The sequence below is a fragment of the Curvibacter sp. GW821-FHT09D12 genome (assembly GCF_059416245.1).
In genome coordinates, this window is the sequence record NZ_JBWKOU010000027.1 from 44952 (window position 1) to 65346 (window position 20395).

17 protein-coding genes are annotated in these 20395 nt (G+C 65.9%); 10 read left to right on the top strand and 7 right to left on the bottom strand.

All coding sequences use genetic code 11. The annotated features are described in order from the left end of the window. Positions 1–10 precede the first annotated feature (10 nt). Both AC07PT_RS26635 and AC07PT_RS26640 read right to left on the bottom strand, forming a co-directional pair. A complete protein-coding gene (locus AC07PT_RS26635) occupies positions 11–3172 on the bottom strand; it encodes an efflux RND transporter permease subunit (protein WP_492345897.1) in 3162 nt (1053 codons plus the stop codon). A 17-nt stretch (positions 3173–3189) separates the two neighbouring features. Then, positions 3190–4419, bottom strand: a complete 1230-nt coding sequence (locus tag AC07PT_RS26640; protein ID WP_492345898.1) for an efflux RND transporter periplasmic adaptor subunit — start codon at positions 4417–4419, stop codon at positions 3190–3192. A gap of 126 nt (positions 4420–4545) precedes the next feature. On the opposite strand from AC07PT_RS26640, the gene AC07PT_RS26645 reads away from it, so the two are divergent. Then, on the top strand, positions 4546–5169 hold the full coding sequence (locus tag AC07PT_RS26645; RefSeq protein WP_492345899.1) for a TetR/AcrR family transcriptional regulator: 624 nt from the start codon (positions 4546–4548) through the stop codon (positions 5167–5169). Positions 5170–5245: 76 nt separating this feature from the next. Here AC07PT_RS26645 and AC07PT_RS26650 read toward each other — a convergent pair whose 3' ends face one another. After that, positions 5246–5494, bottom strand: coding sequence for a DUF3079 domain-containing protein (locus AC07PT_RS26650; protein ID WP_492345900.1), 249 nt, complete (start codon positions 5492–5494; stop codon positions 5246–5248). 719 nt (positions 5495–6213) lie between these two features. Here AC07PT_RS26650 and AC07PT_RS26655 point away from each other — a divergent pair. Beyond that, positions 6214–7107 (top strand): helix-turn-helix domain-containing protein, encoded by an 894-nt coding sequence (locus tag AC07PT_RS26655; protein ID WP_492345901.1) that lies wholly within the window; start codon positions 6214–6216, stop codon positions 7105–7107. A 182-nt stretch (positions 7108–7289) separates the two neighbouring features. Here the strand turns inward: AC07PT_RS26655 and AC07PT_RS26660 are convergent, their stop codons facing one another. Further along, a complete protein-coding gene (locus tag AC07PT_RS26660; protein WP_494658700.1) occupies positions 7290–8291 on the bottom strand; it encodes an aldo/keto reductase in 1002 nt (333 codons plus the stop codon). A gap of 142 nt (positions 8292–8433) precedes the next feature. On the opposite strand from AC07PT_RS26660, the gene AC07PT_RS26665 reads away from it, so the two are divergent. Further along, positions 8434–9387, top strand: a complete 954-nt coding sequence (locus AC07PT_RS26665) for a LysR family transcriptional regulator (RefSeq protein WP_494658701.1) — start codon at positions 8434–8436, stop codon at positions 9385–9387. 15 nt (positions 9388–9402) lie between these two features. Here AC07PT_RS26665 and AC07PT_RS26670 read toward each other — a convergent pair whose 3' ends face one another. After that, positions 9403–11577: a bifunctional diguanylate cyclase/phosphodiesterase gene (locus tag AC07PT_RS26670; RefSeq protein WP_494658702.1), complete on the bottom strand. Its 2175-nt coding sequence runs from the start codon at positions 11575–11577 to the stop codon at positions 9403–9405. Between AC07PT_RS26670 and AC07PT_RS26675 the strand changes: the two genes are divergently transcribed. Continuing rightward, positions 11576–11722: a hypothetical protein gene (locus tag AC07PT_RS26675; RefSeq protein WP_494658703.1), complete on the top strand. Its 147-nt coding sequence runs from the start codon at positions 11576–11578 to the stop codon at positions 11720–11722. The genes AC07PT_RS26670 and AC07PT_RS26675 overlap by 2 nt on opposite strands. A 56-nt stretch (positions 11723–11778) precedes the next feature. Here AC07PT_RS26675 and AC07PT_RS26680 read toward each other — a convergent pair whose 3' ends face one another. Together AC07PT_RS26680 and AC07PT_RS26685 are read right to left on the bottom strand one after the other, a co-directional pair. Then, positions 11779–12906: a four-carbon acid sugar kinase family protein gene (locus AC07PT_RS26680; protein ID WP_494658704.1), complete on the bottom strand. Its 1128-nt coding sequence runs from the start codon at positions 12904–12906 to the stop codon at positions 11779–11781. Continuing rightward, positions 12903–13709, bottom strand: a complete 807-nt coding sequence (locus tag AC07PT_RS26685) for a DeoR/GlpR family DNA-binding transcription regulator (protein WP_494658705.1) — start codon at positions 13707–13709, stop codon at positions 12903–12905. The genes AC07PT_RS26680 and AC07PT_RS26685 overlap by 4 nt, the downstream gene beginning before the upstream one ends. Positions 13710–13890: 181 nt before the next feature. Between AC07PT_RS26685 and AC07PT_RS26690 the strand changes: the two genes are divergently transcribed. From AC07PT_RS26690 to AC07PT_RS26715, 6 genes are all read left to right on the top strand, one after another. Then, entirely contained in the window at positions 13891–14883 is a 993-nt protein-coding gene (locus AC07PT_RS26690; protein ID WP_494658706.1) for a Bug family tripartite tricarboxylate transporter substrate binding protein, read from the top strand. Between the two features lie 30 nt (positions 14884–14913). Further along, positions 14914–15945 (top strand): 4-hydroxythreonine-4-phosphate dehydrogenase PdxA, encoded by a 1032-nt coding sequence (gene pdxA / locus AC07PT_RS26695; protein WP_492345908.1) that lies wholly within the window; start codon positions 14914–14916, stop codon positions 15943–15945. After that, entirely contained in the window at positions 15942–17117 is a 1176-nt protein-coding gene (locus AC07PT_RS26700; protein WP_492345909.1) for a sialidase family protein, read from the top strand. Before pdxA ends, AC07PT_RS26700 begins: the two co-directional genes overlap by 4 nt. A 13-nt stretch (positions 17118–17130) precedes the next feature. Next, positions 17131–18300 (top strand): iron-containing alcohol dehydrogenase, encoded by a 1170-nt coding sequence (locus AC07PT_RS26705; RefSeq protein ID WP_492345910.1) that lies wholly within the window; start codon positions 17131–17133, stop codon positions 18298–18300. Between the two features lie 50 nt (positions 18301–18350). After that, positions 18351–19124: an HpcH/HpaI aldolase family protein gene (locus tag AC07PT_RS26710; RefSeq protein ID WP_494658707.1), complete on the top strand. Its 774-nt coding sequence runs from the start codon at positions 18351–18353 to the stop codon at positions 19122–19124. Positions 19125–19237: 113 nt separating this feature from the next. Then, positions 19238–20206, top strand: coding sequence for a Bug family tripartite tricarboxylate transporter substrate binding protein (locus AC07PT_RS26715; protein WP_494658708.1), 969 nt, complete (start codon positions 19238–19240; stop codon positions 20204–20206). The last annotated feature ends 189 nt before the right edge of the window (positions 20207–20395 follow it).

The window sequence follows — 20395 nt, forward strand, 5'->3', positions numbered from 1 at the left end:
CAAAGGGGTGTCAGGGGTGGCTACCCGCCGGGCTGGCGGGGGGCAGAGCGTGCGGTGCGGCCGCCGCCCGCCGGCGCCCGAAAAAGCCCACGACCACGACATAGAACAGGGGCACGAAGAAGATCGCCAGCGCGGTGCCCGACAACATGCCGCCAATCACCGCCCCGCCCAAGGCATGCTGGGCACCGGCCCCCGCACCACTGCCCAGCACCATGGGCAGCACGCCCAGCACAAAGGCCAGCGAGGTCATCAGGATGGGGCGCAGCCGCAGGCGGGCGGCCTCCAGGGCGGCCTCGACCAGGCTCCTGCCGGCGGCATGCTGCTCCTTGGCAAATTCGACGATCAGGATGGCGTTCTTGGAGGCCAGGCCGATGGTGGTCAGCAGGCCCACCTGGAAGTACACATCGTTCATGTGCCAGTTCAGGATGGCGTTGAGCAAGGCGCCAAAGACACCCAACGGCACGACCAGGATCACCGAGAAGGGGATGGCCCAGCTCTCGTACAGCGCGGCCAGGGCCAGGAACACGATCAGGATCGACAAGGTGTACAGGATGGTGGTCTGGCCGCTGGAGGCCTTTTCCTGCCGCGACAGCCCGGTCCATTCGAAACCGATGCCCGCCGGCAGCTTGGCCACGGCGGCCTCGACGATGTCCATCGCCTGCCCGCTGGAGGCCGAGCCAGGCATGGCCATGCCCAGAACCTCCATCGAGGGTACGCCGTTGTAGCGCTCCAGCCGCGGCGAGCCCGAGGCCCAGCTGGCCTTCGAAAAGGCGCTGAAGGGCACCATGTTGCCGTCGGTGTTGCGCACGTACCAGCGGTCGATGTCGCCGGGCAGCATGCGGTAGGGGGCGTCGCCCTGCAGCATCACCTTCTTGACCCGACCCTTGTCGATGAAGTCATTGACGTAGCTGCTGCCCAGGGCGGTGGAGATGGTGTTGTTGATGTCGGTCATGGCCACCCCCAGGGTGCCGGCCTTGTGGGCATCGACCTGCAGGCGGTATTGCGGCGTGTCTTCCAGGCCGTTGGGGCGCACGGCCACCAGGCGCTTGTCGGCCGACAGCTCGCCCAGCAACTGGTTGCGTGCCTGGGTCAGGGCCTCATGGCCCAGGTTGGCCTCGTCCTTGAGCATCAGGTCGAAGCCCGTGGCATTGCCGAGTTCGGACACGGCCGGGGGCGCAAAGGCGAAGATGCGGGCATCGCGCAGGGTGGCAAAGTAGGCACCGGCCTTGGCCGCCACGTCGGTCACGCTCAAGCCGGGGCCGGTGCGCTCGTCCCAGGGCTTGAGCTTGACAAAGGCAAAGCCCATGTTCTGGCCGCTGCCGGCAAAGCTGAAGCCTGAAACCGAGAAGATGCCGGCCACGGCCTGCTTCTGGTCTTCCATGAAGTGGTGCTCGACCTGGCGCAGCACGTCGTCGGTGCGCGACTGGGCTGCACCGGGTGGCAGCTGCACGATGGCGAACAGCGTGCCCTGGTCTTCGTCGGGCAGGAAGCCCACCGGCAGCTTGCTGAAACCGAGCACCACCAGGGCCAGCACGACGGCATAGCCCAGCATGTAGCGCTTGCGCTGGCCCAGCATGCGCCGCACCACGCCCTGGTAGCCGCGGTTGCCACGGTCAAACGTGCGGTTGAACCAGCCAAAGAAGCCGGTGTCGGCCAGCACATGCCCCGCCGCCATGGGCTTGAGCAAGGTGGCGCACAGCGCAGGGGTGAGCACCATGGCCACCAGCACCGACAAGGTCATGGCCGAGACGATGGTGATGGAGAACTGGCGGTAGATCACCCCCGTGGAGCCGCTGAAAAAGGCCATCGGCACGAACACCGCCGCCAGCACCAGGGCCACGCCCACCAGGGCGCCCGAGATCTGCCCCATGGACTTGCGCGTGGCTTCAAGTGGCGACAGGCCCTCTTCGCTCATCACGCGCTCGACGTTCTCGACCACCACGATCGCATCGTCCACCAGCAGGCCGATGGCCAGCACCATGGCGAACATGGTCAGGGTATTGATGGTGAAGCCGCAGGCGGCCAGCACGCCGAAGGTGCCCAGCAGCACCACCGGCACGGCAATGGTGGGGATCAGGGTGGCACGGAAGTTCTGCAGGAACAGGTACATCACCAGGAACACCAGCACCACGGCCTCGATCAGGGTGCGCACAACCTCTTCGATCGAGATGCGCACGAAGGGCGTGGTGTCGTAGGGCTTTTGCACCTTCATGCCCGGCGGAAAGAACTTCTCAAGCTGGGCCACGCGGGCATCGATGGCGCGCACGGTGTCCAGGGCATTGGCGCCGGTGGCCAGCTTGATGGCCAGGCCGGCCGCCGGCTTGCCGTTGTAACGCCCGACGGTGGTGTAAGACTCGCTGCCCAATTCGATGCGGGCCACGTCACGCAGGCGGATCTGCGAGCCGTCGGTGCGCGTGCGCAGCAGGATGTCCTTGAACTCTTCGGCCGTGCGCAAGCGGGTCTGGGCCGTGATGGTGGCATTGATCTGCTGCTCGCCCACCGCGGGCAGGCCGCCCAGCTGGCCTGCGGACACCTGGGCGTTCTGCGCCTGGATGGCGCTCTTGACATCCAGTGGCGTGAGGTTGAAGTTGATCAGCTTGTCGGGGTTGAGCCACACGCGCATGGCGTATTGCGAACCGAACAAGGTGGTGTCGCCCACGCCCTCGACCCGGCTCAGGGCCTCTTGCACGTTGGCGGCCACGTAGTCGGACAGGTCAGCGCCGTCCATGCTGCCGTCTTCAGACGTGAAAGCCAGCACGTTGAGGAAGTTGGTGGCCGACTTGGTGACAGTGATGCCCTGCTGCTGAACCTCTTGCGGCAGCAGTGGCGTGGCCAGGGTGAGCTTGTTCTGCACCTGGACCTGGGCCGTGTCGGGGTTGGTGCCGTTCTCGAAGGTGAGCGTGATGGTGACCTGGCCCGATGACTCGCTGGTCGAGGCCATGTAGCTCAGCCGGTCCAGCCCCTTCATCTTCTGCTCGATGATCTGGGTGACGGTGTCTTCCAGCGTCTTGGCCGAGGCACCGGGGTAGTTGGCCGAGATGGCGATGGCCGGTGGCGCAATGCTGGGGTATTGCGCAATCGGCAGGGTGTAGATGGAGATCGCGCCAGCGAGCATGACCACAATGGCCAGCACCCAGGCGAAGATCGGTCGATCGATGAAGAAACGTGCCATGACAGGATTCCGATCGATCAGTGGGCCGACGCCGTGGTGTCAGCGGCCGGGGTGGCGGGTGTTGCAGCCGCAGGGACAGCGGCAGGCTTGGGCTTCGGGCTCCAGGGCGCCGTCTTCACCTCAATGCCAGGGGCCGCACGCTGCAGGCCGTCGACCACCAGTTGCTCGCCCTCGCTCAGGCCACGGCGCACCAGCCACTGGTCGCCGATGGCGCGGTCGGTCTCGAGCGCACGGCGCTCCAGCTTGTTGTCCTTGCCCACCACATAGGCCAGCGGCTTGCCAGCGCCGTCGCGGGTGACCGCCTGCTGCGGGATCAGCAGGCCCGACTCCTTCACGCCCTCTTGCAGCACCGCCCGCACGTACATGCCCGGCAGCAGATCGGCCTTGGGGTTGGGGAACACGGCGCGCAAGGTGATCGAGCCCGTGCTCTGGTCCACCGTCACATCCGAGAACTCAAGCCGGCCCTCCAGGGGGTAGGCGCTGCCGTCTTCCAGCAGCAGGCGCACCTTGGCGGCGGTAGCACCCGCCTTCTTGAAGTCGCCCCGGGCCAAGGCCTGCTTGAGCTGCAGCAGCGAGGCGTTGGACTGCGTCAGGTCGACATAGATCGGGTCGAGTTGCTGGATGGTGGCCATGGCCGTGGCCTGGCTGGCTGTGACCAGCGCGCCGGGCGTGACCGTGGACTTGCCGATGCGGCCCGAAATGGGCGCATCCACCCGGGCATAGGCCAGGTTGATGCGGCTGCTTTCCACATTGGCCTTGGCGGCCGCCACATCCGACTGCGCCTGGCCCAGGGCCGCGGCGGCGTCGTCATTGTCTTGCTTGCTGACCGCATTGATGCCCACCAGCTCCTGGTAGCGCTCGGCCTTCAGCCGGCTGGATTGCAGGGTGGCCTCGGCTTTGGCCAGGGCCGCCACGCTGCTGTCGTAGGCCGCCTTGTAGGTGGCGGGGTTGATCTCATACAGCGTCTGCCCGGCCTTGACGTCGCTGCCTTCGCGGAAGGCGCGCGTCTTGATGATGCCGTTGACCTGCGGCCGCACATCGGCGATCAGGTAAGGCACGGTGCGGCCTGGCAGCTCGGTACTCAAAGCCACGGCTTGCGCCGTCACGGGGAGCACACCCATGACAGGCGTGCCTTCGGCCGGTGGTGGGCCGCCGGGCGGCTTGCCACATGCGCTCAGCAGGCAGGACAAGGCCAGCACGGTGCTGGTCGAACGCAGGGTCAGAAGAAGGCGCGACGATGAGGGCATGGGTGGGGCTCCATTCAATATAACCAGACTGTACGGTATGTTTAAAAAGGTGGCGCCATGTTAGATTGAGGCCCGAAAGCAGTCAAGCAAAACTGAACACCCTGGTTCAGTAAAAGGATTTAAAGAATGAGAGTCAAAACCGAAGCCAAGCGTGAGGCCATCCTCGATGCGGCTTCCAAGGTGTTTCTGGAGGCGGGTTTTGAAGGCGCATCGATGGCCGAGATCGCCAAGATGGCCGGCGGCTCGAAAGCCACGCTGTACAGCTACTTCAAGTCGAAGGAAGACTTGTTTGTGGACGTGATACACCGCGCCGCCCACCAGCAGCTCGATCCCCTGGTCGAGGCCTTGAACCAGGACAACGACAACCTGCCCAAGGCGATGCAGACCTTCGGCGAGCAACTGCTGGCCTTCATGTGCTCGGCCCCCACCATCCAGTCGCGTCGGGTGGTGATCGCTGAATCCGGCCGCACCGACATCGGTCGGCGCTTTCACGAGCAAGGCCCCAAGCAGGGCATGCAAAAGGTGGCCGACTTTCTGACTCGGCAGATGGACCTGGGCAAGCTGAAGAAATCAGACCCCCTGCTGGCCGCCCTTCAGCTGGCGGCCTTGCTCGAATGCGAAACCGTGTTCCCCCTGCTGCTGGGCATCGAAACCGAGATGCCCCCCGCCCGCATCAAGCAGGCGGTCAAGCGGGCCCTGCAAACCTTCTTTGCCGCGCACGGCACCCAGCCCTGCCCGACAGAGTCGTAAACAGGCCCGCTGCGGAAGTGCGCATGGCGATCCAAGCCGCCAGACAGGTCGGTTCGATCCAATAGCCCTTACGGGCTCAGCGCCCCACGGCCTTGGCTTGAACCGGCGAAGGCGTGACCTTGTCGCCCTGGTCAGCCTCGTCCACCTCTTTGGCCTCTTTGGCATCGAGGCCAAAGCTCATCCAGTCGTCGCCAAACAACTCGGCCGGGTGCTGCGTGCGCTCCGAGCCATTGCCACACATCAGCGAATCGGCTGCGCAATAGCGGTCGCAACCCCAGCAGAGGCGCTCGGGGTGCTGCGGCGAAATCGGAAACTTCTTGGCCACGGGCGGGTCCTGTCGATCGGCGCTAATAAGAAGCACAAACAATGCATCTTTTATGACGGAGTTTAGACAGAGGGGCCGGGTGCGCTCAAGCGAATCCATGCTTTTCCTTGATCTGCGACAGGTTCGAGGTACGACCTAGCGTGAGGCAGGGGCAGAGTCACATGGGCCGGTACGGCGCAAGCACCACCTTGCCCATCGCGACAGGTCACGCAATGGACCGCCACAGGCTGTTGTTTGGTTTAGCCTATACGGGCTGAAACGGGTAAAGCGACCGCAAGCGTGACCTCGACGACGACTGCCGACAGTATCCCAATGCCGACATGGCCCTGCAATAGCTCCGCGAGGCCCAACAGTGCCAATGCCATGCACGCCAAGGCCAAGGCATCAGCGACGGATGTTCGCAATGGCGAAGGTGGGGCACGTCTCATGGCGTAAGTGAGCAACGCAAATCCGAGGAAGAGAGCTGCTGACCTGTGTCCCACGACAATGACAGACTGGGTAGCCTCCACCTGCCACAGCCCAAGCAGTATCTCCGGGGCACACGACCAGAGGGCTGCAAGGGCGAGACAAATCGAGAACGCAAACCAGGAAACGGTTGAGAATCGAGGCAAGGGAATGCTCCTAGGTGATTGATGATGTCCAACAATCTATGCGGCTCCGCACACGACGTCTTGAATGAATCAGACACCCTCCGGACCCGACAGCCTTCGTTCGCGCCCATGACCAACCAGCCAAGGCGCCCGATGCACGAAATTCAAGATACCGACGGCTCGCACGCAGCGCTCTACCTGCCCGACCCGGAACTGTCGAACGTCGTTCGGGCCTTCATATCAAGAAGCGTTGCAACGCACCCAGATTCCACGTCCTTGGACAATTGGAACTATTTCCCGCCGGTTCCAGCCTGTGTGTTCGTCTGGATTCTCGAAGGCCATGACTCTCGGCTGGATGACATCGACTCACCCAGCGACAGTGGCGCCGAGCGTCTCCCGGTTGTGTTCTCAGGGCCGCATGTCCGCCCGTCATTCAGCACGAATTGCGGAGGCACAAGATTCTTCACGATGCTCATGTATCCAGATGCCGTGCGGTCTGTCAGCGGACTGCCGATCGAGCACCACATTGGCCGCTACACCCACCTACAGGACATCTTCGACTCGGACTGGTGCCGCATGGCCAGAGAGGTGCATCACGCGACCGATGACATCCGGCGGATTCAGCTGATCGAATCATTTTTGCGCCGGCGCTGCGAGACCTTGGCGCCGAAGCAGCTGCCGAAAGGCGCCCGCTGGGACCGCATTGACGCATGGTCAAGCTACATCGAACGGAAGGCCAATGATTCGATACTGAGTTCACGCCAGTCAGACCGTCGAATCAGGGCGTGGACCGGAATGACCTCCCGCGAATTGCGCGCCATCGGACGCATTGAGCGAGTGCTGATCGCAGCGCAATCACTGGGAAGCTCGAATCTGAACTGGTCCGCGATCGCTACCGATTGCGGCTTTTCTGACCAGGCGCACTTGTGTCGCGAGTTTCGCAGGCATCTAGATATGCGCCCCACCGAGCTTCCCAGCAACCGTCGCCAAGGTAGCGGCTGGGTTTTGCGCCTTTGGAACTAACCATCGCTCAATGTCGCACGCTCTATTGTTTTGGACAACGCCTCAAGTCCAAAGGGCGCGGTGACGTCTGCTGCGAACCCGATATCAGGAGCGCTCTCCGAATGTGTTGAATTCAGCGATCGTTGGTTGCAGAACTGCCGCTAACGGTCTGCCCACCCCAGCGCCCTCCCCCAGCCTTTGAATCACCCCGCCTGCTCCACCCCGGCAAAACCCGCCTCCGGGTAACGGGCGCCGGCCACGGCGGCGGGGTCGAACAGGCGGTCGAGCCAGGCCATGTCGTCGGCTGACAGGCGGACATCGGCGCTGGTGGCGTTGCTCTCCAGATAGGGGATGCGGCGCGTGCCGGGGATGGGGATCACATGTGGGGCCTTGTGCAGCAGCCAGGCCAGCGCAAGCTGGGCGTTGCTGAGGCCACGGGCCTTGGCAAATTCGGCCAGCGCGCTCACCAGTTGCCGGTTGTGGGCTTCGGCTTCGCCGGCAAAGCGGGGGTTGTGCTTGCGAAAATCGTTGTCGGCCAACTGTGCGGTGTCCACCGTGGCCGTCAAAAACGCCCGCCCCAGGGGGCTGTAGGCCACAAACGCGGTGCCCAGCTCGGCACAGGTCTCCAGCACGCCGGTTTCGGGTTCGCGGCTCCACAGAGAGTATTCGCTCTGCAGCGCGGCCACCGGGTGCACGGCGTGGGCCCGGCGCAGCGTCTGGGCCGATACCTCGGACAGGCCGATGGCGCCCACCTTGCCCGCGGCCACCAGATCGGCCATGGCGCCCACCACCTCTTCGATGGGCACGGCCGGGTCGCGGCGGTGGCAGTAATACAGGTCGATGCGTTCCAGCCCCAGCTGGCGCAACGAGGCTTCGCAGGCGGCGCGGATGTAGGTGGGTGAGTTGTCGATGCGGCGCTCGTACTGGCCCGCTTGCCGGACGATGCCGAACTTGGTGGCCACCACCACCTGGCGGCGGCGTGCGGCGCCGCCCTGTTGGATGAATCGCCCCAGCAAGGCTTCGTTGTGGCCCAGGCCATAGGTGTCGGCGGTGTCGAACAGGGTGATGCCCAGCGCCAGCGCACGGGCCAGCGTGTGCAGCGACTGCTCATCGTCGCTGGGCCCATAGAACTCGCTCATGCCCATGCAGCCCAGGCCCAGGGCCGAAACCAAGGGCCCATTGGCCCCCAATTGACGTTGTTGCATTCCTCTGCTCCAGTCTTTGAAGGTGGCACCAAGCCACCTGGGTTGATCCATGGCCGCTAGCGTAGGCCGCCAAGACCCATGCAACAATACGCACAATCAAGCATGAGCTGTTGAGCAATATTCATTAATCAAATCCTTCAAGATGCCCCCTGCGCCCAAACCCGCCAGCCTGAACGACCTGCAGGCCTTTGCCGCGGTGGCCAGAACGCGCAACTTTCGGCAGGCTGCCGCCGAACTGGGCGTTTCGCCCTCGGCGCTGAGCCACACCCTGCGCGGGCTGGAGACTCGCCTGGGGGTGCGCCTGCTGAACCGCACCACGCGCAGTGTGGCCCCCACCGAAGCGGGCCAACAGTTGCTGACCCGTCTGGCCCCGGCGTTGGATCAGATCACTGACGCGCTGACCGCCCTCGACGATCTGCGGGCCTCACCCACCGGTACCTTGCGCATCAATGCCCCGCGGGCCGCCTGCGACTGGGTTCTGGCGCCGATGATCCCGCTGTTTCTGGCCCGGCACCCCGGCATGCGCGTCGAGCTGGTGGGCGATGACCATCGGGTCGACATCGTGGCCCAGGGCTTTGACGCGGGGGTGCGCTTTGGCGAAAGCCTGCAGCAGGACATGGTGGCAGTTCGCCTGGGGCCGCCGCAACGCTTCGTCGTGGTGGCCTCACCCGGGCACCTGGCCCGGCATGGGCGGCCGGCGCATCCGCGCGAGCTGATGGATCACCCCTGCGTTCGGCTGCGTTTTCCGAATGGGGTCTTTTACCGCTGGGAGTTCACCCAGGGTGAAGAACACATCGAGGTGGCGGTCGACGGCCCCGTGGCCCTGGGCGACATGCGCCTGATGGTGCAGGCGGCAGAGCAGGGCCTGGGGCTGGCCTTTGTCTATCAACAGTACGCCCAGCAGGCGCTGGATGCGGGCCGCCTGATCAGCGTGCTGGACGACTGGCGCCCCGCCGAACCCGGTTTTTTTCTGTATTACCCCAGCCAGCGGCTGGTGCCTGCGGGGCTGCGCGCCTTCATTGACCTGGTGCGCGAGCCAGGCGTGCAGCACGTGCAATTTGAGCCATCCCCAGCTGCCTCACCCAACCTGGGCTAAGCCATGGCTCGGCGCTCAAGCCCTGATTGAGGCATAGGCATTGCGCCCCGCCGCCTTGGCCGCATACAGCTGGGTGTCGGCCAGCGTCAGCAGTTCTTTGCCGTCGTCTGCCGTGGTGCCATCGCTGCAGGCCACGCCGACACTCACGGTGACCTGCAGGGCCATCTTGTCCAGGGCCAGCGGGGTCTTGAACTGCTCGACGATCTTGGCGGCCACGCGGTCCGCCTCCAGTGGGCTGGCAAGCTCCTCCAGCAGGATCACGAACTCGTCGCCCGCCAGACGCACGACCCGATCGGTCTCGCGCACCGCCTGCTTCAGCCGCCGGGCGATTTTTTTCAGAACGTCATCGCCGACGGCATGGCCATGGGTGTCGTTGATGGTCTTGAACTTGTCGGCATCCAGAAACAACAGGCCGATGTGCTTGCCAGAGCGTCTGGCGCGGGCAATGGCCTCGGGCAGGACCTGGTTGAGCCGAAGGCGATTGTCCAGCCCGGTCAAAGCGTCCTGGTACAGCAGCTGCGACAACTCTGCCTCGGTGCGTTTGAAGTCGGTGATGTCGAAGCTGAGCAGGTAAACACCCTGCACCACACTGTCGCTGCTCCAGTCTGGGATGTAGATGTTTTGCAGGGTGCGCAGGCCGCTGGTGGTCTCGCTGGTGTCAAGAAACTCAACGCGCTCTCCGTCCAGGGCCCGCTCCACATAGGCCAGCCGTTGTTCACGCAAGGCCGGGCTCCAGTGGGCCGCCAGGGTCTGGCCCACGGGCGGTGGCGCGTCCGGGCCATACCAGTGCTGGTAAGTGTCGTTGACGAAGTTGATGACCTGCCGGCGGTCCACACAGGCAATCAGTGCGGGCACGTTGTTGGTGATGGCCAGCAGTTGGCGTTCGCTGCGCTCGAGCGCGGCACGCTGCGCTTGCAACAGTTGCTCGCGGTCGCGGGCCTGGGTGACATCACGCAAGGTGATGGCCAGGCCATCACCCACCGGCACGATCTGCTGCACCACCCGTCGCACCTGGCCCTGCGCGCCGAGCCAGGTGAACTCGTCTTCGATGGCCACGCGCGTGCTCAGGGCCTCTGCGTACAACGGGTGCAGGTGGGGGCCCAACGACGGCGGGACCAACTGATCCAGCGTTTCGCCGACCGGATCCACGGTCTGTGGGCCCATCCACTGCCGGGCGCGGGGGTTGGCCAGATTGCAGCGAAAGCCGCGCAAGCTGCCGTCGGCCCCCCTGATCGCAGCCAGCATCATGAAAGGATCCAACTGCGCCTGAGCCGCGGCCTGAAACCTTTCTTCGGCCAGGCTGGCGCGCCGCCGCGACTGCTCAAGCCGGACCACCAACAGGGTCAGGCCGGCCGTGACCAGGCAGATGAGCACCGTGGCCACGCTCAAAAACTCGATCAAGCGCTGGCGCCTGATCTGAAAATGGGCAAAGACCTCATCGGAAGCCAATCCGGTATAGACCACCAGCTGGTATTGGGGCAGAACCCGGTAAGAGAGGTAGCGCGACACCCCGTCGATATGGCTCTGCGCCAAAAATTGGCCCTGGGGCGATTTTTCGACCTGCCCTGTCAGCGTGGACTGAACGCCATGGTCACCAAACTGCAGCGCATCGCCGCTGCGCCGGGCCCGCAGCACCTGGTCAAGCCCCGTCACACTGACCAGCCCACGCCGGCCAAATTGGGCCTCGTTGTAGAAATCCACCAGAAACTCGGGATTGACGGTGGCCACCACCACACCGGCAAACGTGCCATCGGCATGAAAGCGCGCCCGGCTGAGGTGCACCACCCAGCTGCGGCTGACCCGGCCGATGGCCGGTTGGCCCACGTACAGGCCCTGGACTCGCTTCTCTTTGTGAACCTGAAAATACAGTCGATCGGCGGCCGAGCCTGCAGCCGTCAACTTGCCCTTGCTCAAGGCCGCGGCCACCACCTCGCCCTGCTCATCGGTCACGTACAGGCTGCCCAGGCTGGGCTGGTGTTGCAAGGCCTGCTGAAGCAAGGTGGTCAGCGATTCATCCGACTTCGTCAACGGGGCGTTGGCGGCCACAAACCCGGCCAACTGATCGATCTGCTGCAACGCCCGCAGGATGTAAGACTCATAGGCCTGCGTAGAGGCCTCCGAGCGCCGGTAGGCCTCGGCCTCGGTCCGCTGCTGGTCCTGTTGCAGATAGGTCCACCCGAGAAGCCACATGGTGGCCATGATCAGGGCCCCGAATGCCGGCTGCCCCCATCGCAACAAGCCCAGAACGGTGGGCCTGGGCATCGTGGCAAAAATTGATATGTGCATGAAAAATCAGAAACGCTTTGCCGTTTTCGGCTGCTTTCCGATTTTCTGAAGCACTTTCCAGGCAAGCCCTCGGCCTGCATCGGCCATCCAGGGCAAGGCAGCCCCTCACCCCTGCAGCCGGGCCACCACCTCCAACAGATCCGATTCAGGTCCGAAGGCACCCGAGCGGCTGTGGCAGACCACCCCGTCCCATCGCCCCCCCACCAGGCGCGCACAGCCCCAGCCCGAGCGGGCCAGCGGCATGTCGGATTGCAGACCCCGGGCCCCGAGGGCCTGGCACAGCGCCAGCAGGGTGTCGCCGCCCACCACCACCAGGGTGTGCGGCCGCGGCGCCTGCTGCGCGATGTCGGCCGCCTGGCGGGCCAGCAGTTGGGCCGCCTGCTCGGCGCTCAAGGGCTCTGGCGCGCACAAATCAAGCAGCAAAGCGGGTTCAGAGCCTGCGCCGCGCCAATCGAGGGCCTCAACCCCCGCATGGCAGTGCGGCCCCCAGTGGGATTGACGCAAGGATCGCCACTGGGCACGCGACACGGCATGGTGGCTGGCGCTGACCATCAGCAGCGGCCCGGTTTCACCCGCCGTGTTGGCGATGTTGGGCTGATCGGTCAAGACCTGCGGTGCCGGGGCCTGACGCGCCAGGGCCTGCGCCAGACCTGCGCTGCCGCACCACAGCCAGGCTGGGCCGTCGCAGGCCAGTTGCATGGCCAACGCCGCCACCGGGTCCAGCGCGGCATCGCTGCTCACATCGGGAATCCAGGCCTGCCAGGGGGCTTGAGGCCCCGGCGGCTGCAGGCCGGTGTGCACCACCCAACCACGGGCGCGCAAGCCATCGGCCAGATTGCTGGCCACCGCGGTATCGGGTTGGCCAGCGCGCACCCACCAGGGCTGCCCGCCCCGGGTGACCCTGCCTTGGGAGGGGAAGGCCGGGGCCATGACCAGGCCTCGAAAGCCCCCCTGCCGGGCCAGCCAATCGACCTCGTCCAGGGTGTTGCCGCGCAGCAGGCTGTCCACCTTCTTGAACGCAATGTCCGCACCCTGCAGCCACGGGACGCAGGGCGCGAGCAGCGCCTGCATCTGCGCCAGGCCCACATCGCGGGTCGCGGTGGCCACGACATCCAGACCGGGGGCTGCGGCCGAAGCGGGCTGACCCAGGTGCACCGGCACCCCGGCACCAAAGGCGGCCGCGCAGTCCAGCGCGCCGGTCAGGTCATCGGCCAGGATGCGCAACCGGCTCATGCCTGCACCAGGCTGAGCTGCAGCGGCAAGGCACGCAGGCGCTCTTCGTCCGCAGGCGGCAGGCCGGTATCGGTGATGAGCTGGTCAACCTCTTGCAGGCGGGCAAACTGCATGAAAGCGCGCGGCCGGAACTTGGACGAATCCACCAGCAGCACGCGGCGATGCGCCGCCCGCATCAAGGCCTGCTTGGCAGCGGCCACCTCGGCCGAGGTTTCTGACACCAGGTCTTGCGTGACCGCATGGGCCCCCATCAGCAAAAGATCAGCCTGGAAGGCACTGGCCTGATGCACCAGGGCTTGACCGATGACCGTGGGGCTGTTGGGCCGCAAGGTGCCCCCCAGCACATGAACCTGGATGTGCGGCGATTGGCCCAGCACCTGGGCAATGGCCAGGTCGTTGGTCACCGCGGTCAGGGGAATGGCGCGCTTGACGGCGGCACGGGCCGCCTCCAGCACGGTGGTGCCGCTGTCAAAGATGACGCTTTGCATAGGCAGCAGTTGCTGGGCGGCCAATTGGCCGATGGCCGCCTTTTCGCGCGGCGACAACTCGGCGGCGGCCGCCGTCTCGGGCTCGAAGGTGCCATAGCTGGCCACATGCTGGCGCAACACAGCACCGCCATGGGTGCGGTCCACCACGCCCTCAGCGGCCAGGGTGTCCAGGTCGCGCCGCAGCGTGGACAACGATACGCCCAGGGCCTGCTCCAGCTGGGTGATGGTGACGGCGCCGTGCCGCTGCAGAAAGTCAATGATGTGCTGGCGCCGCTGCACGGGCATCAGGGGCGAAGGCGCCGACTCGGTGTTCATGGTGGATTTTGGAAGGTATGACAAGAAATGCCTGCGAATGATGATTGATCGTGACTGATTTCTTCATCAGGGTAAACGACAGTGATTCTTTTTGACGTTTTGTGGCGTAATTTGAAGCATTCAAGGGCCCAAGAACGCCTGAATTGGCCTTATTTTGCTTTAATAACACCAGAGACAAATCATGATCTACCAAAAAGCTTCACGCCGTTCTCTTCTGGCAGCCAGTGCTGGGGCCTGGATGGTGTCGGCCATGGCAGGCGCTGCCTGGGCGCAGGCCCCGTTCCCCAGCAAAACGCTCACGTTCGTGGTGCCCTACCCGGCAGGGGGCGCCAATGACATGCTGGGTCGCCTGATCGGGCAGAAGATGGCCGACGCCCTGGGTGGTACCGCCATCATCGACAACCGCCCCGGCGCCGCCGCCTTGCTGGGCGCCGGCGTGGTGGCGCGGGCACCGGCCGACGGCCACACCCTGCTGGTGGGCGGCCTGGCCACCCACGCGGCCAGCCCCAATCTGCTCAAGGCCGACTACGACCCGCTGAAGGATTTCGAGCCCGTGGGCCTGATCGGCAGCGCGCCCATCATCGCCATCACCTACCTGGATTCGCCGTTCAAGACCCTCAAGGACGTGGCCGACGCCGCCCAGAAAGACCCCACTGCGGTGATGTATGGCTCGTCGGGCAATGGGTCACCCCTGCACCTGGCGGGCGAGATGTTCATCGACCAGGCCAAGGTCAAGATGACGCACGTGCCTTACAAGGGGGGCAATGCCCACATCCTGGACCTGATCGGTGGCCGGGTGCCGGTGATTTTCGACACGGCCACCAACTGCATGCCCCTGCTCAAGGCCGGCAAGGTGCGGGCCCTGGCCGTGGGGGCCAGCGCGCGCCTGCCGGATCTGCCCCAGGTGCCCACTTTTGCCGAGTCGGGCTACCCGCAATTCGATTTTTCGGCCTGGTACGCGATTTTTGTACCTGCCAAGACCCCCAAACCCGTAGTGGCCAAGCTCTCGACCGCCCTGGCCACCGCCCTCAAGAACCCCGACGTGGTGAGCCGCCTCAACAGCGTGGGCATCACCGTCTCCACGGGCGACAGCGCCGCATTGGCCCGCTTCCTGCCCGGCGAATACGAACGCATCGGCCGCCTGATCAAGGCCGCCAACATCAAACCGGATTGATCCCCCATCTACCCTCGAAGGACTGACACCATGACTGCACCGATACGACTCGCTTTCACGATGGGCGACCCGGCGGGCATCGGCCCCGAGATCACGGCCAAGGCCACGCGCCAGATGGCAGAACTGGTCCGCAACGGCCTGGCCGAATTCATTGTGTTGGGCAGTGCCAAGGCCTTGCACGAAGCCGAGTTGCGCATGGGCCTGGCGCCTGATGACCACGGCCGGCCTTTTTACCGCATGGTCGACGTCGGCCCGGTGAACACGCCCGTGGTCACAGGCCAGATCAGCGCGGTGGGCGGCGAATGGGCCTACCGGGCGGTGGCCAAGGCCGTGGAGCTGGTGCAGGCTGGCGAGGCCGATGCCATCGTCACCGGCCCCTTGTCCAAAGAGGCCTTGCACCTGGCCGGCCACCTGTTCGAGGGCCACACCGAGATGCTGGCCCACCTGACCGGCCAACGCGACGCGGTGATGATGCTGGCCCACGGCGACATGCACGTCACCCACGTGACCACCCATTGCGCCCTGGCCGATGTGCCCAAGCGCATCACACCGCAGCGCCTGCGCCGGGTGTTTGACGTAACCCACCAGGCCCTGCGCACGCTGGGCATCGCCAACCCGCGCATTGCCGTGGCCGGCCTGAACCCCCACTGTGGTGAGGGCGGCATCCTGGGCAAGGAAGATGACGAGATCGTGGCCCCCGTGGTGCGCGACTATGCCGACCGGGGCTTCTCGGGCCCCTGGCCCGGCGACACCGTGTTCATCAAGCTGCGGGCCCGCCAGTTCGACGCCGTGGTGGCCATGTTCCATGACCAGGGCCACATCCCGGTCAAGCTGATGGGCTTTCAGGTGGACCCGGCCACCGGCGCCTGGCAGGCCATCAGCGGGGTCAACATCACCCTGGGCCTGCCGATCCTGCGCACCTCGGTGGACCATGGCACCGCCTTTGACATTGCGGGCAAAGGGGTGGCCAGTGCAGACAGCCTGGTCGAAGCGGCCGAATACGCCTTCAAACTCATCAAAGGCCAACGCGCAGTGAAGGCCGCTGCCGAGGTGACACCATGACCCCGGGTCAACTGAGCCCCCACCCAAGCGACCCGCAACGCCTGGTGGCCGACATCCCGTCGGCCCGGGTGCAGGCCCATGCCGCCAACCTGATGGCGCTGCCCGACGGCACGCTGGCCTGTGTGTGGTTCGGCGGCTCGATGGAAGGCCGCTCGGACATCAGCGTGTTCATGTCGCGCCTGGCACCGGGCAGCACGCAATGGAGCACGCCCGTGCAACTGTCGGACGACCCGGAGCGCTCCGAGCAGAACCCCATCCTGTTCCCGCTGCCGGACGGCACTTTGTGGCTGCTGCACACCGCCCAGCAGGCCGGCAACCAGGACACGGCCCTGGTGCGCCGCCGCATCTCGCATGACAACGGCCTGAACTGGGGCCCCACCGAGACCCTGGCCGCCGCGCCGGCCGGCACCTTTGTGCGCCAACCCATTCAGGTGCAGGCGGATGGCAGCTGGTTGTTGCCCACCTTCCGCTGCCGCCCCTTGCCAGGCCAGGCCTGGGATGGCAGCCTGGACGACAGCGCCGTGTTGCGCTCCACCGATCAAGGCCAGAGCTGGCAGGCGATCGAGGTGCCCGACAGCCTGGGTTGCGTGCACATGAGCATCGTGCCGGCCTCTGGCGGCGCCCCGCGTCTGCTGGCCTTCTTCCGCAGCCGCTGGGCCGACCACGTGTACCGCGCCACCAGCGAGGACGGCGGCCTGAGCTGGAGCGCGCCGCAGCCCACGGCGCTGCCGAACAACAACTCGTCCATTCAGGCTCTGCGCCTGGCCGATGGCCGCCTGGCCATGATCTTCAATGCCAGCAGCGCCCTGGATGCGACGGCCCGGCGTGAATCGCTGTACGACGAACTGGACGAACACCAACCGCCTGCTGCCAGCCCAAGCCCAAGCGCCGCCGAGCCCCCTGCGCGGCGCGCCTTCTGGGGCGCCCCCCGCGCCCCGCTGACGCTGGCCCTGTCGGAGGACGACGGCCTGAGCTGGCCCTGGCAGCGCCCCCTCGAAGAAGGGGACGGCCACTGCCTGAGCAACAACTCGGAGCAGCGCCTGAACCGCGAGTACTCCTACCCCTCGCTGCACCAGACGGCCGATGGTGCGCTGCACCTGGCCTACACGGTGTTCCGCCAGCACATCCGCCATGCCCGGGTGATGCCGGACTGGGTGAAGCAAACGACCTGAAGGACAAGACACCATGAGTTCCACCCCCTACGCCCTGCTCAACCCGGGCCGCGTCATTGCCGGCCCCGGCAGCATCGAACAACTGACCGAATTGGCGCAAGGCTTTTTTCAGGCCCGCCGCGTGCTGATCATCAGCGACAAGGGCGTGGCCGCCGCCGGCCTGGTGGATGCCCCGCGCCAGCAGCTCGAAGCGGCCGGCCTCGCCGTGACCCTGATCGCCAGCACACCGCCTGAACCCGACGTGGCCGATGTGCAGGCCATTGAGGCCACGGCCCGCGCCGCCGGCCCCTTTGACCTGGTGGTGGGCATCGGCGGCGGCAGCGCCATGGATGTGGCCAAGATCATCGCTGTGTTGCTGGCCCACCCACTGGACCTGCGCGAGCTGCTGAGCAAGAAGGCCGACATCGGCGCCCGCGGCCTGCCTACCGTGATGGTGCCCACCACCTCAGGCACCGGCTCGGAGGCCACGCCCAACTCCATCATCCTGGTGCCTGAAGACGAGTTGAAGGTCGGCATCGTCAGCGCCCGCCTGATGCCCGATGCGGTGATCCTGGACGCCCGCCTGACGCTGACCCTGCCGCCCGCCGTCACGGCCTCGACCGGCATGGACGCCCTGACCCACGCCATCGAGTGTTACTGCTCGAAAAAGGCCAACCCCTTCAGCGACCTGTATGCCCTGGAGGCCATCCGGCTGATCGCCCGCAGCATCCGCCGCGCCGTGCACCAGGGCAAGGACCTGGACGCGCGCGCCGACCTGCTGCTGGGGGCCTACTGGGGCGGGGTGTGCATCGCCACCTCCAGCACCACCGCGGTCCACGCCCTGGCCTACCCGCTGGGCGGCAAATACCGCATGCCGCATGGCCTGTCAAACGCCATCCTGCTGCCTTCGATCATGGCCTTCAACCAACTCGGCAGCGAGACGCGCTTTGCCGCCATGGCCCGGGCCATGGCCCTGCCGGTCGAAGGCCTGAGCGACAGCAACGCCGCCAGTGCCTTTGTGCAGGCCCTGCGCGAGCTGAACCACGACCTGGGCGTACCCGACTCGCTGCGCAGCCTGAACATCCAGCCGGCCGAACTGGACGGCCTGGTCGATGGCGCCGCCAAGGTCACCCGCCTGCTGGACAACAACCCGCGCCCCCTGAGCCGTGACGACATGCGGGCCCTTTACGCCGCCCTGATCTGAAAACCAACAAGCCCATCCCGCCCCGCACCACCCTCACCCCCAACACCGCCATGAACCCCAGCTCTCTGCCCACCAACACCTTCAAACAGGCCCTGCAACAGAACCGCCGCCAGGTTGGCCTGTGGATCACTTTTGCCCACCATCCGATTGCCGAGGTGCTGGCCGACTCGGGATTCGACTGGCTGCTGTTCGACATGGAACACAGCCCCACCGACCTGGTGGATGTGGGCCAGCAATTGCTGGCCGTGCGCGGCCGGCCCGTGGCCCCCATCGTGCGGGTGCCCATTCTGGACATGGGCTGGATCAAGCGAGCGCTGGATGCCGGTGCCCCGAACCTGATGATTCCCAACATCCGCAATGCGGCCGAGGCCCGCGAAGCCGTGTCGTACACCCGCTTTGCGCCCGAGGGACTGCGCGGCGTGGCCGGCAGCACCCGGGCCGGCAACTACACCCGCTACAAGGATTACATGGCACGCGCCAACGACGAAATTGGCCTGGTGCTGCAGATCGAGTCGCGCGAGGCGCTGGATGACCTGGACGCCATCTGCCGCGTGCCGGGGGTGGATGCGGTGTTCATTGGCCCCTCGGACCTCGCGGCCAGCCTGGGGCATCGCGGTCAGGCCAGTCACCCCGACGTGCAAGCTGCCATTGCCCAGGCCTTTCAGACTGCGCGTGCCGCCGGCAAGGCCGCCGGCGTGCTGGCCGCCGATGGCAAGGCCGAGCACTACTTCGAAGGCGGCGCCACGATGGTGGGCGTGGGCACCGATCTGCACCTGCTGATCGCCGGGGCTGATGCCGTGGCGGCCCGGTTCCGCAACACCTGAAGACCTGATTCCGGCCCGGGCCACCGGGTCACGCTGTCCGAATCCAGGCCGCCTGAGCGGCCAGGAGGGGGCGTTGCGCCTGAAACGAGGCGCTTTCTGAAAGGCGGTTTCACATGCAAACAAGCAGACGCATTCTTTTGCAAGGACTGATGGCCGGACTGGCCTGCGCCAGCCCCGGCTTGCGGGCCCAGGACAAGGCCCTGCGTCTGGTGGTGCCCTTTGGTACCGGAGGCGGCTCGGACAACCTGGCCCGCATCCTGCAGCCCAGGCTGGCGGACCTGCTGAAGCAAACCGTCATCGTCGACAACCGCCCGGGGGCCGGCGGCGCTGTGGGAGCGGCCTACGTGGCCAAATCGGCCCCAGACGGACAGACCCTGCTGTTGGCAGATGCCAGTGTGCTCACCATCAGCCCGGCGTTGTTTCCCAAGCTGCCCTACGGCAGCAACGATCTGCAGCCCGTCATCAACCTGGCGCAGTTTCCACTGGTGCTGGTAGCCCCGACCCGCCTGCCCGCCCAATCGCTGGCCGATCTGCTGGCGCTGGACAAGGCCCGGCCCGGCTCGCTGTCGATTGCTTCATCAGGCAACGGCGCCACGCCGCATCTCGCGGCCGAGCTGCTGAAGCTGGCCACGGGCCTGCAACTCAACCACATTCCGTACAAGGGCTCGGGCCCGGCCATCAACGACACCGTGGGCGGCCAGGTGAGCCTGGTGTTCACCGGCTACGCCACCGTGGCCAGTCTGATCAAGGCAGGCAAGCTCAAGCCCCTGGCCGTCACCTCACCCCAGCGCATGGCCGAACTGCCGCAGGTGCCCACCGTGGCCGAGGCTGGCTTTGCCGGCTTCGAGGCCTGGATCTCACAAGGCGTTTTCGCGGCCGCGGGCACACCGGCCGACACCGTGCGCCGGATCAACCAGGCCGTGGCAGGCGTTCTGCGCCAGCCCGAGGTGCGCGAGCTGCTGCGTCAGCAAGGCCTGGAGCCACTGGACAACAGCCCTCAGGACTACGCCCTCTGGCTCCAACAGCAAAGCACCCAGTGGGGCCGTGTGATCCGCGAGGCCGGCGTGAAACCCGATGCCTGAGCCCTGCCCCACCCTGCCAGCCTGCATGCCCATTTCCCCCAACCACAACGGAGACCTTTGAAATGAAAAAAACCTTTGTCGCCCTGGCGGCCATGAGCGCCTGCGGCCTCAGCCTGGCCCAGTCCTCGGTCACGCTGTTCGGCGTGCTCGACCTCGCCTACGAAAACGTCAAGACCAACGCCGGCCGCG

Excerpts from the sequence above, each read along its gene's own strand:
- AC07PT_RS26700 (WP_492345909.1), top strand. The coding sequence starts at position 15,942 with ATGACCCCGGGTCAACTGAGCCCCCACCCAAGCGACCCGCAACGCCTG.
- AC07PT_RS26710 (WP_494658707.1), top strand. The coding sequence starts at position 18,351 with ATGAACCCCAGCTCTCTGCCCACCAACACCTTCAAACAGGCCCTGCAA.
- AC07PT_RS26655 (WP_492345901.1), top strand. The coding sequence starts at position 6,214 with ATGACCAACCAGCCAAGGCGCCCGATGCACGAAATTCAAGATACCGAC.
- AC07PT_RS26680 (WP_494658704.1), bottom strand. The coding sequence starts at position 12,906 with ATGAGCCGGTTGCGCATCCTGGCCGATGACCTGACCGGCGCGCTGGAC.
- AC07PT_RS26665 (WP_494658701.1), top strand. The coding sequence starts at position 8,434 with ATGCCCCCTGCGCCCAAACCCGCCAGCCTGAACGACCTGCAGGCCTTT.
- AC07PT_RS26675 (WP_494658703.1), top strand. The coding sequence starts at position 11,576 with ATGGTGGCCATGATCAGGGCCCCGAATGCCGGCTGCCCCCATCGCAAC.
- AC07PT_RS26685 (WP_494658705.1), bottom strand. The coding sequence starts at position 13,709 with ATGAACACCGAGTCGGCGCCTTCGCCCCTGATGCCCGTGCAGCGGCGC.
- AC07PT_RS26645 (WP_492345899.1), top strand. The coding sequence starts at position 4,546 with ATGAGAGTCAAAACCGAAGCCAAGCGTGAGGCCATCCTCGATGCGGCT.
- pdxA (WP_492345908.1), top strand. The coding sequence starts at position 14,914 with ATGACTGCACCGATACGACTCGCTTTCACGATGGGCGACCCGGCGGGC.
- AC07PT_RS26670 (WP_494658702.1), bottom strand. The coding sequence starts at position 11,577 with ATGTGGCTTCTCGGGTGGACCTATCTGCAACAGGACCAGCAGCGGACC.
- AC07PT_RS26660 (WP_494658700.1), bottom strand. The coding sequence starts at position 8,291 with ATGCAACAACGTCAATTGGGGGCCAATGGGCCCTTGGTTTCGGCCCTG.
- AC07PT_RS26640 (WP_492345898.1), bottom strand. The coding sequence starts at position 4,419 with ATGCCCTCATCGTCGCGCCTTCTTCTGACCCTGCGTTCGACCAGCACC.
- AC07PT_RS26715 (WP_494658708.1), top strand. The coding sequence starts at position 19,238 with ATGCAAACAAGCAGACGCATTCTTTTGCAAGGACTGATGGCCGGACTG.
- AC07PT_RS26690 (WP_494658706.1), top strand. The coding sequence starts at position 13,891 with ATGATCTACCAAAAAGCTTCACGCCGTTCTCTTCTGGCAGCCAGTGCT.
- AC07PT_RS26635 (WP_492345897.1), bottom strand. The coding sequence starts at position 3,172 with ATGGCACGTTTCTTCATCGATCGACCGATCTTCGCCTGGGTGCTGGCC.
- AC07PT_RS26705 (WP_492345910.1), top strand. The coding sequence starts at position 17,131 with ATGAGTTCCACCCCCTACGCCCTGCTCAACCCGGGCCGCGTCATTGCC.